Genomic DNA, 14,495 nt, shown 5'->3' with positions numbered 1-14,495 from the left:
TATTCTATGCTAGTAACCTACAAGCAGGTAACTCCTGCTACTCATAACAGAAGAATATTGCCATTACTAGCTGTTACTGGGTTGTCCAGTAGCTTCGCTGAGTGCTTCACAAATTATCTCATCACTCACACCATGCCGTTTCAGGCTGGCAATCAATGTAGAAACAGTATCACCATCAAGTCGCTCAAGATCAACTCTCAGTCCTTGTCCGATATAAGCACGAACTAGTGGCTGATAACCAGAAAACCCTAACAATGGTGCTACTCGCTTTAAATCCTCAATCACATCTTCGGGAATGCGAATTGTGATTGTTGTCATTGGACGATTTTTGTCGAGTCGCTTTTTTAAGACTTCAGCTTTCATAATATTCACGTTCCTTGCGCGTCGCTTTCCGAGCCGAGATAATCCGAATCATGTCGTTTTCACGCTCAATGTAGACGACGTACAGAAGATTCCATCGTCTGTCCAAGCCAATCACAGCATCCCGCTCCTCATCATTCCGGCTTGCATCAACCACCACTAGAAACGGATCGAAGAAAGCTTCTACGGCTTGCTGAAATGTTATGCCGTCATGATTGCTAGGATTAATCCAAGCTTTCTCCTCGTTCCAAATAAAGGTGATACCATTAAGCACGAAAAAAACATCCATACCTCATAGTCTAGGCAAGATGTATTTACGTTGTCAATACGCTTTTTTTTTAAACTTACAGTTACAATTCAGGGCTAAATCTTGATGCGTGCCAGAACCTTGCAGTACTCACAACTCAAATTTGTGCCAAGTGGACAACAAAATGTTAACTTACCAGCCTACCAACGCGATCGCCTCAAATTCAATAATGCTAATAAATTTCTGTTGAAATAAGCGTTAAGGATGCAAAAACAACAATGATTTACACCCTAACTCATAACCTACAGACGCGATTAATCACTTCTCCTAACTAACCTTTTTACGCTTACGCTTCCTCTGAATTTTCACTCTTACGTCCTGGGGATGCTTCGTAAAGTGCATCGAGATGTTGACGCGCATCTTCAACGTTAATCGAACGCATTACCAAAAGTGGCTCTTTAATTAAGTTGCCCGCGCTATCTAATAACTCTGGATGGGGTACAAACCGTTTCTTCGATGAATAATAACCATAGTTACCTTGATTATTCACTGGCGAGGAATTCGTTGGGTAAGTTCGCTCACGATCAAAACTGAACATTATCAGGTTACGAATTAGGTTGCCAACAGCCATAAATGCAAGGATTGTAAAAGCAAGAATGTAAAGTAGGTGTAACATTAGATTTTCCTCCAGAACAGCAATTTTTAAAACTTTATTTTGTAACGCTTTGTTTCGCCGATACTGTTACTCACAGTTGAGACGACTATTTGACGCACTTTTATGCGCTTACACTTATATGAAGCTATTTGTCAACCGTTATTCCACTTACGGTAACATAGGATACATTATTTTGTTAATCCAAATAATGTTAAGAAATTGTTAAGCTTTTTGTACTATCTCTTTAATGACTGATTTAGCGTTTTGTGCTTAGACATTGCTAAGTAGTCTGCGGAATCTAATTAGACTCACGCCCTTGACGAAAGCGCATTGCGACATTCCAACACTCTGTTACTAATTGATGCCAAGGCATTAATGTTGCCATATCAATCCCGACTTGTTTATCGGTAGCAGCAAATAGCATCTTTGCCGTACTTAGTTCTTCTTGCGCTTGTTTAACACGTAAGAGCAAATCAGATTGTTCTTGGTCACTCATAAATGATAGCTGCTCAGTTTCGAGTAAATGGCGCGATCGCGTAAACCAATGCTGAAAATCTTCTAGCAGAGGTTCTAAAACCGTTTTCAGCAACTCAGTCCCTGGTAAATTTGAGTCTGACATAAATGAGAAGGATATTTCCAACTTTCTTACTAATATTAACGTTATTTACGTTTCTTAACATTATTTTTATTTATTATCATCTGATAATTTTGAAAAACGCAACAAAATGTAACAAATGACACAGAATTTATTATATAGTCTTGCTATCTGGTTTGTACAGTTCTTTTAGGAAGTATCTATATATATGGGAGGTATTTGACACCAACTTGCAATTTATCAGATAACTTAGCGATGTCTACGACGGGCTATTCGGTGTCGCCTGGAATCCTGAATTTAGTACTCAGCTAACCGATAAAAAATTTATCTTTATCCCCGGCGAGCAATTAATTTAGTAGTTGGAAGATAAAGCTGAACTGGCAAAAACCAAAATCGTTATAGTTGAGTAAGCCTACAGATTCAGATAAATCACCTTTTGTAATCACCTCGCCAACGGTTCAGCAGCCAATGTCGCCAAATTCATCAAATCAATCACAACAGTCAGAACAAGTTGAAAAAATCTATTTACCGCGTACCAGCGAATCGGAGAACTTAAAAAAGATTCGTCACACTGCTTCTCATGTAATGGCAATGGCGGTACAAAAGCTGTTTCCCAAGGCGCAAGTTACAATCGGCCCTTGGATAGAAAACGGTTTTTACTACGACTTCGACAATCCAGAACCATTTAGCGAAAACGATCTCAAAGCCATCAAGAAAGAGATGGTGAAGATTATCAATCGCAAATTGCCAGTAATTCGGGAAGAAGTCAGCCGAGAAGAAGCCGAAAGTCGGATTCAGGAAATTAAGGAACCTTACAAGCTAGAAATTCTGGCAGATATCAAAAACGAACCAATCACGATTTACCACCTGGGGAATGAATGGTGGGATTTGTGTGCCGGGCCTCATCTGGAAAATACCAGTGAATTAAACCCGAAAGCAATTGAATTAGAAAGCGTTGCGGGCGCTTATTGGCGCGGGGATGAAACCAAAGCCCAATTACAACGCATCTACGCCACCGCTTGGGAAAGTCCAGAACAACTTGCTGAATATAAGCGGCGCAAAGAAGAAGCGCTACGGCGAGATCACCGCAAACTAGGGAAGGAACTGGGATTATTTATATTTTCCGATCTAGTAGGGCCGGGTTTACCTTTGTGGACACCCAAAGGCACTTTGTTGCGGAGTACTTTAGAAGACTTCCTGAAGCAAGAACAGGTAAAACGGGGTTATTTATCTGTAGTAACACCTCACATTGCCAGAGTAGATTTATTTAAAACCTCTGGACATTGGCAGAAATATAAAGAAGATATGTTCCCTTTAATGGCAGACGATCAAGAAGCTGCTGCACTGGAACAGGGCTTTGTTATGAAGCCGATGAACTGCCCCTTCCACATCCAAATATATAAGAGTGAGTTACGCTCTTATCGGGAACTACCGATGCGACTGGCGGAATTTGGTACTGTTTACCGTTATGAACAATCAGGGGAATTGGGCGGTTTAACGCGGGTGCGCGGTTTTACTGTGGATGATTCTCACCTGTTCGTTACCCCAGAACAGCTAGATAGCGAATTCCTCAGTGTGGTGGATTTGATTTTGTCGGTATTCAATAGTCTGCAACTGAAGAACTTTAAAGCTAGACTCAGTTTCCGCGATCGTGCTAGTGATAAATACATCGGTTCCGATGAAGTTTGGGACAAAGCCGAAGGTGCAATTCGCCGGGCAGTTGAAACTTTGGGGATGGAACATTTTGAAGGGATTGGAGAAGCGGCTTTTTATGGCCCCAAACTTGACTTTATCTTTAGTGATGCCCTAGATCGGGAGTGGCAATTAGGAACTGTGCAAGTAGATTACAATTTGCCAGAACGCTTTGAGTTGGAATACGTCGCTGAAGATGGGGTTCGCAAACGTCCAGTAATGATTCACCGTGCGCCTTTTGGTTCACTGGAAAGGCTAATTGGGATCTTAATTGAAGAATATGCGGGCGATTTCCCTTTGTGGTTAGCACCAGTGCAAGCTAGATTACTCCCAGTGGGTGATACACAGCTAGACTTTGCTAAAGATGTGGTGGCGAAGATGAGAACGTCAGGCATCCGTGCAGAAGTTGATACCAGTGGCGATCGCTTGGGTAAACAGATTCGCAATGCAGAGAAAGAAAAAATACCCGTGATGGCAGTGGTGGGAGCTAAGGAAGTGGAAACTAATACTTTGAGTATCCGTACCCGCGCCTCTGGAGAATTGGGAGTTATCCCTGTTGATGAGGTGGTGGATAAGATGAAAGATGCGATCGCTAAGTTCGAGAATTTCTAAAATCTAACCGCAAACGCGCACTAATTATATATTGGTGTGCGTTTTGTCTAGCTGGTAGGTTTTGGTAAAGGTGCGATCGTAACGTATTTAATTTTAACTTTTCACGGGATTTGGAAGGTCAGAAAGTATCACAGACAACAAAACTTTTCTCAATCACCGCACTCAATAAAACTTTCCGATTTATTCAAGACTGATAGGATTAATTTAAAGACTTGTGGAATCTGCTCTTCCTAAACAGACTGGACTTGCATCAATTAATGTCAATAATTTTTGACTAACATTATGAACCGCTTTACCTCTATTTTGCTGGCTGGCTTGATAGCATCTGCATCAGCTTTAGCTATTTCTCCAAAAGCTGGGGCTAATACACCAGCGTCTTATCTTGCTGAGTTAGATAACTACAGCTATCAACACAATGATGATGGTAACTACGAACGTCAGAGTCGTCATTACAGAAATGGTGATTATGACCGCCAGAACGACCTTCGCAACGTTGGTAACAACGATCGCCGCAATGACCACGACTATAATCGCCGCAATGATCGCGACTATAATCGCCGCAATGACCACGACTATAATCGCCGCAATGACCACGACTATAATCGCCGCAACGATCGCGACTATAATCGCCGCAATGACCACGACTATAATCGCCGCAATGACCGCGATAATAACCTTCGTAACATTCGCGATCGTAACTTTCGTTATGAGCGCGATCGCAACTGGGGACGTGGTTAATCCCTGTGCCGATCTATCAAGCTTAGTTCTAAGTGAACTGAGCCTTGATTCTACTTGGCGGTAGGACTAGACACAATCTCTTTTTCCACTCATTCCAATATCTGACTTTTCACTTTTATCTAGAAAACGTCGCTTCTATTCCCTAGTAAGGAAGCTTGCTCAGGGGTTAACTTTAGCGTTAGCTTTTCTACATGACGTGAAAAGTCAGATTTTAAATAACAATTAATGAAAAGACTAGACCGTAATTTGGCTAAACCATTTAAGACAATTTTTACTGAACACCGCGTACTTTGGGCTGTTTTACTCCTTAGTACAGCACTGGTGCTAACATTAGCGCTATCGCTTTCTGAAGGAGCAGTACCTTTAAGTATGTCGGAATTTTGGCAAGCCATACTCCACAAAGGCGATCCGGTTAAACAGACAATTCTCTGGGATTTGCGTCTCCCGCGCATTACGGCGGCTCTCATTGTCGGCGCAGCTTTGGGAATGTCAGGAGCATTACTGCAAGGAATGTTACGTAATAGTCTTGCCGATCCATTTATTTTGGGGATTTCTGCGGGTGCTGGATTAGTTGTGATTCTGATGATTGTCTGGCAAATATTCCCGATCGCAATTCCTCTAGCTGCGTGGATAGGAGCAATTTTGACTTCTGCGATCGTTATTTTGCTCGGTCGTGCGGGGTCGGGAATTTCGGTTGAGCGGTTAATTTTAGGCGGAGTCGCAGTGAGTTCTTTATTTGGCGCTGTACAAAGTACATTACTGCTTTTAGCTGAAGACGGCCAAATTCAAATTGCGCTTAGTTGGTTGGTTGGTAGCCTGAATGGACGCGGTTGGCAAGAAATTTCGACGGCTGGCCCTTACATTATTGTTGCATTAATCGGGGGATGCTTACTGGCGCGATCGGTTAATGTGCTGGCTTTGGGAGATGATTTGGCTGTGGGTTTGGGGGTTTCGTTGACGCGATCGCGCCTGTTGATTGGTGGTGTCGCCACCCTCTTAGCCGCAGGTGCAGTCAGCATTAGTGGCTTGATTGGATTTGTCGGTCTTGTTGTCCCTCACGGTGTCCGCCTCATAGTTGGTACAGATCATCGCTTTGTTTTGCCACTTTCTGCTGTTGCAGGTGCATGGTTACTAACTTTTGCAGATTTACTCTCTAGATTAGGAGCAGTTGAACTACCAGTAGGTTCCGTCACCGCATTGCTGGGTTCACCGCTATTTATCTGGTTACTTTATCGTCGTTCTGCTGGGTTTAATAAATTTTGAGTACCTCGTCTATTTAAACATAGGCGAGGTATTTTTTTTGAGGCAATGTCTAATATCATGTCCTCTATATTGCATATCTACACATTTATTTATGAATCCAAAGATACTTTCTTGGATTCATAAATGTTTCAATTATTTACTCGCATTTATGCCAATTACACCCACAACTATTAAGGCGATTGACAAAAGTTTGATAAGTGTGGCAGATTCGCGAAACCAAATAATACCAATCATTGCAATTAGGACAGTTCCTAATCCAGCCCAGACGGAATAAGCCACACTTACTTCAATTCTCTTGAGAGCAAGGGTCAAACAACAAAAACAAAGTCCATAGAAAATAAATATTAAGACTGAAGGGACTATTTTAGTAAATCCTTCTGATAGCTTCATACAAGTTGTGCCTGAAACCTCAAAAAGGATTGCGGCGATAAGGTATATCCAACTGCTTGACATATCTTTTGTGAGGGTTTTGTTGACAGTCTTTTATTATCTCTATGAAAGCAATAAAATACAACAGGCTTCCTTAATATTATTAATTAAAGAAGTACCTTAATTATGAGAGATCCATCTTTTATACTTGATTAGTAAATCGAACTTATACTCAATATCAATGAGTTGTAAAATCCTATAGGAATCATATTTGATTATTGAAAAAATACAAGTATCTGTAGGGTGTGTTAGAGGCTGTTTGAAAAGTGTAGGTATCAAAACGTTCTAGATCCCCCTTAAAAAGGGGGACTTTGATTCCGGTTCCTCCCTTTTTAAGGGGAGCCAGCGCGGTCTTCTCCCAAAGGGAGAGGCTAGCGCCTTCGCGGAGCGTCTCGTAGAGAAGGGGTCTCCCCAAGTGGAGCGACTGGCGTGGGTTAGGGGGGATCGCTAAGTGCCTAAAATCACGGCGAAATACTTTTCAAACATCCTCTTAGACGGAACGTTGTAACGCACCATAAGCCTGGGATAGTTCGTTACGCTACGCTAACGCACCCTACATGGATTTCAAAATACAAACGTCACAGCAGATTATAAAGATGGCATCTTGAATCTGACGCTACCCAAAGCTGAAGAAGAAAAGAACAAAGTCGTCAAAGTTAATCTAGCGCGATCTGGCTAATTTCCTCATATCTGCTAGCTATTGATTAAACCAAATAAAAAGCGCTCCCCAAAAGGGAGCGCTTTTTAGTGTGAATTACTTAGCCCATAAAGCTTTCTTAGGAAAGTGCAAGATTGGAAATCTTCTAGGGGTGTTAGTGCCGAAAGTACGGCATTACCTCAGATTTGAGGTGCGCTAGAACTAATGTTCTAATGCACCCTACAAAATTTGCTCTTATCTTAAATCTACCTTTCTTACTTAACCGTTAAGCTCATCTTCTTGATGGGTTTGGATTACACAGTCAGAAGTGGGCTTGGCAACGCAGGTAAGAACCCATCCCGCATCTATTTGATCGTCGTCTAAGAAGTTTTGATCTGATTGGTCAACAGTACCTGAAATCAGCTTACCGGCGCAGGTTGAGCAAGAACCTGCGTTACAGGAGTAAGGCAAGTCCATCTCATTTTCTTCGTTAGCGATCTCTAGAATGTAATCATCATCAGAAACTTCAATTGTTTTTTCTTCATCTGGAGTCTTTAATGTGACTTTATAAGTTGCCATGTAACAATCCCTAGTTAAATGTGAACTACATTGTTGATCCTACGGGTTTATGTGCTACTAGTCTAGAGTTAAATGTGGTAGATAAAAAGAGAGTGTAGGGAGTGGGGTAATACAGAATCTTCTAGATTCTTAAGGGGTTAGTGGGGCCAAAAACTCTCCAGTGAAATCATAGAGACAAAAATGTTGCGATCGCTTCGGCAAATCCCTCAAATGAACTATAATCCCTGGACACGATGGAAACATCCATACCCAACTTCCGCGCATTAGCAGTTGTATAAGGGCCAAAACATGCAATAATGCAACGCTCATAATCGCTTTGCGAGTTGACCATTGTCAAAAAGCTTTCTACTTCTGCTGTGCTACTAAAGGCAATGACATCGATTATTCCTTGACGCATCAAGTTTAATTCAATACTGTAGATACTTTTATCTAAGCCCTGCGTGATATATGTGGGTATGCGAGTTACTTCTATGCCTAATTTCTGCAAATCTGTAATTAAATTGGGTACGATATCAGGTTCGGGTAAACCAACAACTTCTGGGGCAGGGATCAGCACTTTTTTATGGTGAATTTGCGGAAGTTTCGCTAATTCCGCCACAATCCCGGCTGGGCTAGATTCTGTTGGGATTAAATCGACCTTGCCACAAAAAGATAATAGGCTTTCTGCGTCTTTTCCTAAAGCACATAATTGACATTTTTGCACTACAGATACAGGAATATCTAAATCATTCATCCGGTGAAAAAATGCAGTGATGCCATTTCTACTTGTGAAGAGAATCCAATCAAAATCGGCTATCTGGTTTAGAGCAATATCTAACTTAGTATAGTTGGATAAATAGCAGGTTTCGACAGTAGGCATTAAAACAGGTAAACCACCTTTTCTGATGATTTGTTCAGATAACCTATAAGCATAATTTATCGGTGCTGTAACTAAAATTCTCTTGCCATATAGAGGTAATTCTCTAGATGGAGTGAGCAGGTTGATTTCTCCTGATTGGTTGTGCATTTGTTTATCTGTCATTTCATTTGCGATCGCTGCAATCCGCAGATTTCCGACTTCTTTAAGAAATCGGGGATCTCATTTCTGTTGTTTCTGTGCGTTTGATTCAGAATTGCTATATAAACCCTAGCCATTTTTCTAGGGTGAATTCTCCCCATTTTTCCGATGGCATCTGTGTGTAGAAAACGGGACGATATGAACATCTAAGAACGTTGGCACAAAAATCTTATGTCTTCATTACTGGCTTTATCTAATAGTTTAGCTGACACCGTAGAACAAGCTGGGAGTGCTGTAGTTGCAGTTAATGCGGGTACTCGTGTTTCTCCAAGTGGCATTCACTGGCGGAATGGCATCATTGTTACCTCTGATGAGTCGATCCAGCGCTATGACGACATCACTGTTACTCTATCAAATGGTAGCACTGCACCAGTAACACTCATCGGTCATGACTCTAGCACTGATATTGCTGTTTTTAAACTAGAAAATGTAGAAATACCTGTGGCAAAAATTGGCGATGCCAAAACGCTCAAAGTTGGTCATTTGGTGCTAGGGCTGGCAAGAGGTAGCGAAGGTGATTTAAGGGCGGCGATGGGTACAGTGAGCGTGGTTAGTGGTGCTTGGCGAAGTATGAGTGGCGGAAATATTGACCAATTTATCCGCCCAGATATCACCCTTTACTCTGGTTTTGCAGGCGGGTCTCTGGTTGATGCTGCTGGTTTTGTAGTGGGGATGAATACATCGGGGCGGCGTGGCGTTGCTCTGACAATTCCTACTGCTACAGTCGATCGCGTGGTTGACGAATTAGTTGCAAAAGGACGCATTTCAAAAGGCTACTTGGGTGTGGGAATGCAACCTGTACGTTTACCAAAGAACCTGAAAACTTCTCTCAATTTAACTTCTGCAACTGGGGTAATTGTCGTTAATGTTGAGCCTTCCGGGCCTGCTGAAAATGCAGGTGTGCTGCTTGGTGATGTTTTGGTAACGTTCGATGGTGTAACTGTGGGTGATACAGGTGATGTGCTGGCGCTGCTTAATAATAGCGATCGCATTGATAAAGCTGTCAATGTCCAAGTTGTCCGGGGTGGAGTGTTAATTGAGTTAGCGATCGCAGTTGGTGAAAGACCTACTAAGGAAGAATAATCTCCATTTGGAATGGATTTTACTAGCTTTGTCAAATTTATCTAAATTTTCTATTCATTTGAGCTTCTGAAATCGGAACTTCGACCTTTTTGCTCGAACGTTGAGCTTCTGAACTCGGAACTTCGACCTTTTTGCTCGGACGTTGAGCTTCTGAACTCGGAACTTCGACCTTTTTGCTCGGACGTTGAGCCTCTGAACTCGGAACTTCGACCTTTTTGCTCGAACGTTGAGCCTCTGAACTCGGAACTTCGACCTTTTTGCTCGAACGTTGAGCTTCTGAACTCGGAACTCTTAGAATTTGCTTTCTAAAGTTGGGTTGACTAAATATCTTGCAACAGTCTAAGTTATCCCAACCCGACTAAAAACTATAGCGTTTCCTAATCATACAAGGTACGTCATAGCCCCCTCCTCGCTAGCGGGGAGGGGGTTGGGGGTGGGGTTCAGTACCTACTCAACTGAGAACCGCTATATTGTCAGCCCACTAATTCTACTTTGACATGCAGGAAAATTGTATAACATGGCAAACACAACATTAACTAACATCACTGCTGAATTGACAGAGGTAGCTGATAAACTACGCGATCGCACCGTGAAAATAAAAAGCGGCTCTCTGGGAGTCGGTTCTGGCGTAATTTGGCAATCTGACGGACTAATTATTACTAATGCCCATGTCGCAACGAGCAACCGTGCAACTGTGGAATTGGCAGACGGAAGAATATTTGATGCAGTTCGTACACAATTCGATCCCCAGCAGGATTTAGCCGCCCTAAAAATTGTCGCCACTGATTTAACTGCTGCAACCATTGGCAATTCGGAAGCGTTGCGAGTCGGTGAATTAGTTTTGGCGGTGGGTAATCCCTTTGCTGAAACTGGTGCTGTGACAACAGGGATTATCTATGGAAATAATTCACAGGCTGTAATGGCTGATTTGCAATTGTATCCTGGAAATTCTGGGGGGCCACTTGCCGACTGTCTCGGCCGAGTTGTGGGAATTAACACCATGATTGTTAATGGTTTAGCTGTAGCAGTTCCCAGCAAAACTGTTGAGCGTTTTTTACAGAGAAATAATCGTCCGCAACTAGGAGTTACACTACAACCCGTACTTTTAAGTAGGCGTAGCTTGGGTTTACTAGTATTGTCAATTTTACCTGGCAGTGCGGCGGAAACTGCTGGTGTGCAAGTTGGCGATATTTTAATTGGAGTTATGGGGCGATTATTCACTAGCATGAATGATTTAAGCAAATATCTCCATGACAGTAAAGGATCTGTGCCGCTACAACTCTTACGCGGTAAGCACCAATTCGTGATTTACCTTGAGGTGCATTCTGGGAAAACTGCTGTGGAGGCAACATGATCCGAGTGATGGTAGTTGCCACTTCCCCTATAGTGCGGGCAGGGTTATCAGCTGTGGTGACTACCAATCCTCGGCTGACGGTTGTGGGGAGTGCATCCGATTTGGATGTATTGGTAAGGGAAATTGAGCAATTGTCACCAGATGTAGTACTGGTAGATTTGAGTAGTAATCTTCAACAATCGGTGTGGGAAAAATTGCTACTTATTCAAGAAAAGCAATACCCATTAGGAATAATCGCCATTGTTGAAGAACTCGACAGCATCGATTTAGAGACGGCATTACGTTCTGGTATTCGGGGAATATTGCCCAGTACTAGCACTGAGTTAGAAATTGTCGTGGCTGTGGAGGCGATCGCTTTTGGTTTAGTAGTGCTGCACCCGGATGCTGTAGAATTACTGTCTATCCGCGAAAAAGTGGTGACGAATCCCGTACAAAGCTTGACACCACGAGAGATAGAGGTTTTAGGAATGCTTGGTTCTGGATTGGGGAATAAAGCGATCGCTAAACGCCTACATATTTCTGAGCATACGGTCAAATTTCATCTCTCATCCATTTTTCAAAAGCTCAGTGTCTCTAGCCGCACCGAGGCTGTTGCTGTGGGTGTCAGGCTGGGTTTGATTATGCTTTAAAGAGGCAGGGGGCAATAGACGTTTTGCATAAATTAAATGATGACATATAGCCTTCAATGAGGTCATTGTGTATATATCACATTTGATTTATCACTTATATGAACATTTTAATGCTCTCTTCCACCTTTCCTTACCCACCAACGCGCGGGGGAACCCAAGTCAGAACATTTAATTTACTTAAGTATCTGAGTCAACGCCATACTATTACCCTCGTAACTCAACGCGAGGGTGATGTTACAGACGCAGAAGTAGCAGGATTACGCGATTGTGTCGATCGTCTAGCCATTTTTGAACGGCCGCCAGATTCGGCAACCACCGGAATATTGAATAAAATACAGCGATTTGGGAGATTTTTGCAACAGGGGACACCGCCCAGCGTACTTAATCGTTACTCAGTAGAGATGCAAACATGGATTGATAACTGGGTGGAAGCGGGGAAATGCGATGTAATCACCTGCGAACATAGCGTCAATGAAATTTATGTGCAGCCACATTTTCAGAAACAGCTAAAAACCATAGTGAATGTTCACAGTTCTGTTTATGCTACATGTCGGAACCAACTAACAACAGGCATTTCAGAAAATTCTCTTAGAGACAAAATTAATCTGCCACTTTTGCGTCGTTATGAGCAAAATTACTGTGCTAAATTTTCGGCAATTGTCGCGACAACAGAAGAAGATAAAATTCAACTACAAGAGTTTAACCCCAATAGTGAAATTACTGTTATTCCCAATGGCGTAGATTTAGTTTCTTTTCCCAACCGGATCGCCGATCCGGGTGGACATCGCTTAATTTTCATTGGTGCAATGGATAATTTGGCAAATATTGATGCTGTCTGCTTTTTCAGTAACGAAATATTGCCAGAAATCCAAAAACTTTATCCTAATACAACTTTCGATATTGTTGGTTCTCATCCGGTACAAGAAGTTTTAGCACTTGATAACAAACCAGGAGTTAATGTGATTGGGCGTGTGCCTTCGATGGTTGAATATTTACATAAATCTACCATCTGTGTTGTACCTATGCGGACTGGGTTTGGGATTAAAAATAAAACTTTAGAAGCAATGGCCGCTGGTGTACCGATAGTAGCTAGCGATCGCGGCTTAGAAGGATTAGCTGTAGATGTCGCTAGTCAAGCATTACGAGCATTACGAGCGAATAAACCGGCAGAGTACATCACCGCGATTAGTCAACTATTCGATCGCCCAAATCTGCGTTCACAATTGTCTCACAACGGCAGACAATTAGTAGAAACAGAATTCACTTGGAATATAGCTGGTAAAAGCTATGAACAAGTTTGTCTTGAGAGAACCCTATGCGTCTAGATAAGTTCTAATTATCATCTGGGACAAATATATATAGAGACGTTGCATTACAACGTCTCTATATCGGTAGTGCAAATTATCTTATCTAAATCAGGTTGGTTGTTAATTAGCTTGTAAAGAAACACATCAATTATTGTCAAACTTAGTTGAAGCACCTAACACAAGTAGTTTCTTCTGCTTACGTTTCTTCTTATTTCTGAGACTAGTCAAATAATTATCAACGTAGCGAAAAGCAGCGGCACCATCGTAATCAGCAATGGCTATAGCCTGTAAGAAAACTTTTGAAGGAATTTCAAACGCTAAAAATTTTTCTGTTAAAACCAACAAATCTTTATCTGTAGCGGGAAAAGTAGTTTCTTCTGTTTCTTCTGTCTCTTCTGTTTCTTCTGGCTCAAAGAAGATATCTTCAATTAATGCTCTGTACACTTTGTACCTCCCCAAATGCATAAGATGCAAAGCCTGTGATAAAGTTTAGCTGCTGATCGCGAGTTTGTAAGTTAGCTGGGAGTTCAGTACCAGGACATCCTATTTCCCGTAAAATCTCTAAACAATAGGCACTGAGTTGAGTGTATGGAGCTTGCTCCAATTCTTGAGCTACCTCTAGAGCCATCTCCAGATTGACTTGGATAAACGTCGTTACAGGGTTGGTCATAAACACGCCCTAATAAACTGGATGCTCTAAGTTTTGATCACAAGTACGAATAGCGTAACGGTGTTTTTGCGGAATTTATGAAGAGGAGAAAATAAAATATCAGCGCATTTGCGGTAATGTATCCGAAATTATGCAAACAAGGCTCAAAGTTTAGCAATATCTATCTGGGTGCGATCGCTGTACTACAAAACGTTGGCGTACCCTTTTGAGGAAGGAAGTGTCAAAGACAAGCGATCGCTCTACCCAAATAAAGTATAAATACTTACTACGTCACAATTAGTACAAAATAAATGTCAATACATCCACTATTTTGTGCCTTCACAACTTGCTTGCTTATGTTAGGTGTAATATCTAATTTGTTTACTATATTTCTTCCTATATTTTTATTGACCCTCTCACAACTTAGGATTTTAAGGCAATTTATCAGTTTTTATTTTCATATTAAACACGATTTTTTTTATTAAAAAATATTATCTGTAGTGTACATTATCTCTTGACTTATTAAAAAGATAAAGTTTTGTAACTTATACATTGACAGAGAAGCCGATATAACCAGACATGGGTTTTAATGCTTCCAGTTAGATTTAT

General features: G+C 41.7%; 17 protein-coding genes and 1 pseudogene. 9 read left to right on the top strand and 9 right to left on the bottom strand.

The genetic code is table 11. The features are described 5' to 3' along the window. Positions 1 to 66: 66 nt before the first annotated feature. Positions 67 to 363 carry a hypothetical protein gene (locus V7K55_RS18535; protein WP_334833879.1) on the bottom strand — a complete coding sequence of 99 codons (297 nt, stop codon included), beginning with the start codon at positions 361 to 363 and terminating at the stop codon, positions 67 to 69. Continuing rightward, positions 353 to 649 carry a BrnT family toxin gene (locus tag V7K55_RS18530; RefSeq protein WP_334833877.1) on the bottom strand — a complete coding sequence of 99 codons (297 nt, stop codon included), beginning with the start codon at positions 647 to 649 and terminating at the stop codon, positions 353 to 355. Before V7K55_RS18530 ends, V7K55_RS18535 begins: the two co-directional genes overlap by 11 nt. An 84-nt stretch (positions 650 to 733) precedes the next feature. Here V7K55_RS18530 and V7K55_RS18525 point away from each other — a divergent pair, with 84 nt between their 5' ends. Then, positions 734 to 862, top strand: a complete 129-nt coding sequence (locus V7K55_RS18525; protein ID WP_334833875.1) for a hypothetical protein — start codon at positions 734 to 736, stop codon at positions 860 to 862. 91 nt (positions 863 to 953) lie between these two features. Here the strand turns inward: V7K55_RS18525 and V7K55_RS18520 are convergent, their stop codons facing one another. Next, positions 954 to 1,283 (bottom strand): DUF2973 domain-containing protein, encoded by a 330-nt coding sequence (locus V7K55_RS18520; protein ID WP_334833872.1) that lies wholly within the window; start codon positions 1,281 to 1,283, stop codon positions 954 to 956. A 277-nt stretch (positions 1,284 to 1,560) separates the two neighbouring features. Beyond that, positions 1,561 to 1,881 (bottom strand): DUF2605 domain-containing protein, encoded by a 321-nt coding sequence (locus tag V7K55_RS18515; RefSeq protein ID WP_334833870.1) that lies wholly within the window; start codon positions 1,879 to 1,881, stop codon positions 1,561 to 1,563. 444 nt (positions 1,882 to 2,325) lie between these two features. Here V7K55_RS18515 and thrS point away from each other — a divergent pair, with 444 nt between their 5' ends. The 3 genes from thrS (at position 2,326) to V7K55_RS18500 (ending at position 6,162) form a co-directional block, all read left to right on the top strand. Continuing rightward, positions 2,326 to 4,161: a threonine--tRNA ligase gene (thrS, locus tag V7K55_RS18510; protein WP_334833916.1), complete on the top strand. Its 1,836-nt coding sequence runs from the start codon at positions 2,326 to 2,328 to the stop codon at positions 4,159 to 4,161. 282 nt (positions 4,162 to 4,443) lie between these two features. After that, positions 4,444 to 4,899: a hypothetical protein gene (locus V7K55_RS18505; protein ID WP_334833868.1), complete on the top strand. Its 456-nt coding sequence runs from the start codon at positions 4,444 to 4,446 to the stop codon at positions 4,897 to 4,899. A gap of 225 nt (positions 4,900 to 5,124) precedes the next feature. After that, positions 5,125 to 6,162, top strand: a complete 1,038-nt coding sequence (locus V7K55_RS18500; protein WP_334833867.1) for a FecCD family ABC transporter permease — start codon at positions 5,125 to 5,127, stop codon at positions 6,160 to 6,162. Between the two features lie 132 nt (positions 6,163 to 6,294). Here the strand turns inward: V7K55_RS18500 and V7K55_RS18495 are convergent, their stop codons facing one another. Beyond that, positions 6,295 to 6,615 carry a DMT family transporter gene (locus V7K55_RS18495; RefSeq protein WP_334833866.1) on the bottom strand — a complete coding sequence of 107 codons (321 nt, stop codon included), beginning with the start codon at positions 6,613 to 6,615 and terminating at the stop codon, positions 6,295 to 6,297. A 541-nt stretch (positions 6,616 to 7,156) separates the two neighbouring features. Here V7K55_RS18495 and V7K55_RS18490 point away from each other — a divergent pair. Then, positions 7,157 to 7,270, top strand: a pseudogene (locus V7K55_RS18490) (Hsp20 family protein); the annotation flags it as partial. A 237-nt stretch (positions 7,271 to 7,507) separates the two neighbouring features. On the opposite strand, the gene V7K55_RS18485 reads toward V7K55_RS18490, so the two are convergent. Beyond that, entirely contained in the window at positions 7,508 to 7,807 is a 300-nt protein-coding gene (locus V7K55_RS18485; RefSeq protein WP_094331628.1) for a ferredoxin, read from the bottom strand. A 166-nt stretch (positions 7,808 to 7,973) separates the two neighbouring features. After that, complete coding sequence (locus tag V7K55_RS18480; protein WP_334833864.1) at positions 7,974 to 8,828, bottom strand: uroporphyrinogen-III synthase; 855 nt, start codon at positions 8,826 to 8,828, stop codon at positions 7,974 to 7,976. Positions 8,829 to 9,035: 207 nt separating this feature from the next. Between V7K55_RS18480 and V7K55_RS18475 the strand changes: the two genes are divergently transcribed. The 4 genes from V7K55_RS18475 to V7K55_RS18460 all read left to right on the top strand — a co-directional run bounded on the left by V7K55_RS18475 (position 9,036) and on the right by V7K55_RS18460 (position 13,255). Further along, a complete protein-coding gene (locus tag V7K55_RS18475) occupies positions 9,036 to 9,947 on the top strand; it encodes a S1C family serine protease (protein ID WP_334833862.1) in 912 nt (303 codons plus the stop codon). Positions 9,948 to 10,464: 517 nt separating this feature from the next. Then, a complete protein-coding gene (locus V7K55_RS18470) occupies positions 10,465 to 11,301 on the top strand; it encodes a S1C family serine protease (RefSeq protein ID WP_334833860.1) in 837 nt (278 codons plus the stop codon). Continuing rightward, the gene (locus V7K55_RS18465; protein WP_334833858.1) at positions 11,298 to 11,930 is read left to right on the top strand and encodes a response regulator transcription factor; all 633 of its coding nucleotides are present in this window, start codon (positions 11,298 to 11,300) and stop codon (positions 11,928 to 11,930) included. Before V7K55_RS18470 ends, V7K55_RS18465 begins: the two co-directional genes overlap by 4 nt. A gap of 98 nt (positions 11,931 to 12,028) precedes the next feature. Then, a complete protein-coding gene (locus V7K55_RS18460) occupies positions 12,029 to 13,255 on the top strand; it encodes a glycosyltransferase family 4 protein (RefSeq protein ID WP_334833856.1) in 1,227 nt (408 codons plus the stop codon). A 126-nt stretch (positions 13,256 to 13,381) separates the two neighbouring features. On the opposite strand, the gene V7K55_RS18455 is transcribed toward V7K55_RS18460, so the two are convergent. Both V7K55_RS18455 and V7K55_RS18450 read right to left on the bottom strand, forming a co-directional pair. Beyond that, positions 13,382 to 13,681 (bottom strand): hypothetical protein, encoded by a 300-nt coding sequence (locus V7K55_RS18455; RefSeq protein ID WP_334833854.1) that lies wholly within the window; start codon positions 13,679 to 13,681, stop codon positions 13,382 to 13,384. Further along, positions 13,662 to 13,907, bottom strand: a complete 246-nt coding sequence (locus tag V7K55_RS18450) for a hypothetical protein (RefSeq protein ID WP_334833852.1) — start codon at positions 13,905 to 13,907, stop codon at positions 13,662 to 13,664. Before V7K55_RS18450 ends, V7K55_RS18455 begins: the two co-directional genes overlap by 20 nt. Positions 13,908 to 14,495 lie beyond the last annotated feature (588 nt).

The organism is Nostoc sp., assembly GCF_036919895.1.
Taxonomy (GTDB): domain Bacteria; phylum Cyanobacteriota; class Cyanobacteriia; order Cyanobacteriales; family Nostocaceae; genus Nostoc.
This window is presented reverse-complemented; position numbering and strand designations above follow the sequence as displayed.

Coding starts and splice junctions, on each gene's coding strand:
- V7K55_RS18470 (WP_334833860.1), top strand. CDS start 10,465: ATGGCAAACACAACATTAACTAACATCACTGCTGAATTGACAGAGGTA.
- V7K55_RS18530 (WP_334833877.1), bottom strand. CDS start 649: ATGGATGTTTTTTTCGTGCTTAATGGTATCACCTTTATTTGGAACGAG.
- V7K55_RS18500 (WP_334833867.1), top strand. CDS start 5,125: ATGAAAAGACTAGACCGTAATTTGGCTAAACCATTTAAGACAATTTTT.
- V7K55_RS18485 (WP_094331628.1), bottom strand. CDS start 7,807: ATGGCAACTTATAAAGTCACATTAAAGACTCCAGATGAAGAAAAAACA.
- V7K55_RS18465 (WP_334833858.1), top strand. CDS start 11,298: ATGATCCGAGTGATGGTAGTTGCCACTTCCCCTATAGTGCGGGCAGGG.
- V7K55_RS18480 (WP_334833864.1), bottom strand. CDS start 8,828: ATGACAGATAAACAAATGCACAACCAATCAGGAGAAATCAACCTGCTC.
- V7K55_RS18525 (WP_334833875.1), top strand. CDS start 734: ATGCGTGCCAGAACCTTGCAGTACTCACAACTCAAATTTGTGCCAAGT.
- thrS (WP_334833916.1), top strand. CDS start 2,326: ATGTCGCCAAATTCATCAAATCAATCACAACAGTCAGAACAAGTTGAA.
- V7K55_RS18505 (WP_334833868.1), top strand. CDS start 4,444: ATGAACCGCTTTACCTCTATTTTGCTGGCTGGCTTGATAGCATCTGCA.
- V7K55_RS18535 (WP_334833879.1), bottom strand. CDS start 363: ATGAAAGCTGAAGTCTTAAAAAAGCGACTCGACAAAAATCGTCCAATG.
- V7K55_RS18495 (WP_334833866.1), bottom strand. CDS start 6,615: ATGTCAAGCAGTTGGATATACCTTATCGCCGCAATCCTTTTTGAGGTT.
- V7K55_RS18460 (WP_334833856.1), top strand. CDS start 12,029: ATGAACATTTTAATGCTCTCTTCCACCTTTCCTTACCCACCAACGCGC.
- V7K55_RS18520 (WP_334833872.1), bottom strand. CDS start 1,283: ATGTTACACCTACTTTACATTCTTGCTTTTACAATCCTTGCATTTATG.
- V7K55_RS18475 (WP_334833862.1), top strand. CDS start 9,036: ATGTCTTCATTACTGGCTTTATCTAATAGTTTAGCTGACACCGTAGAA.
- V7K55_RS18450 (WP_334833852.1), bottom strand. CDS start 13,907: ATGACCAACCCTGTAACGACGTTTATCCAAGTCAATCTGGAGATGGCT.
- V7K55_RS18515 (WP_334833870.1), bottom strand. CDS start 1,881: ATGTCAGACTCAAATTTACCAGGGACTGAGTTGCTGAAAACGGTTTTA.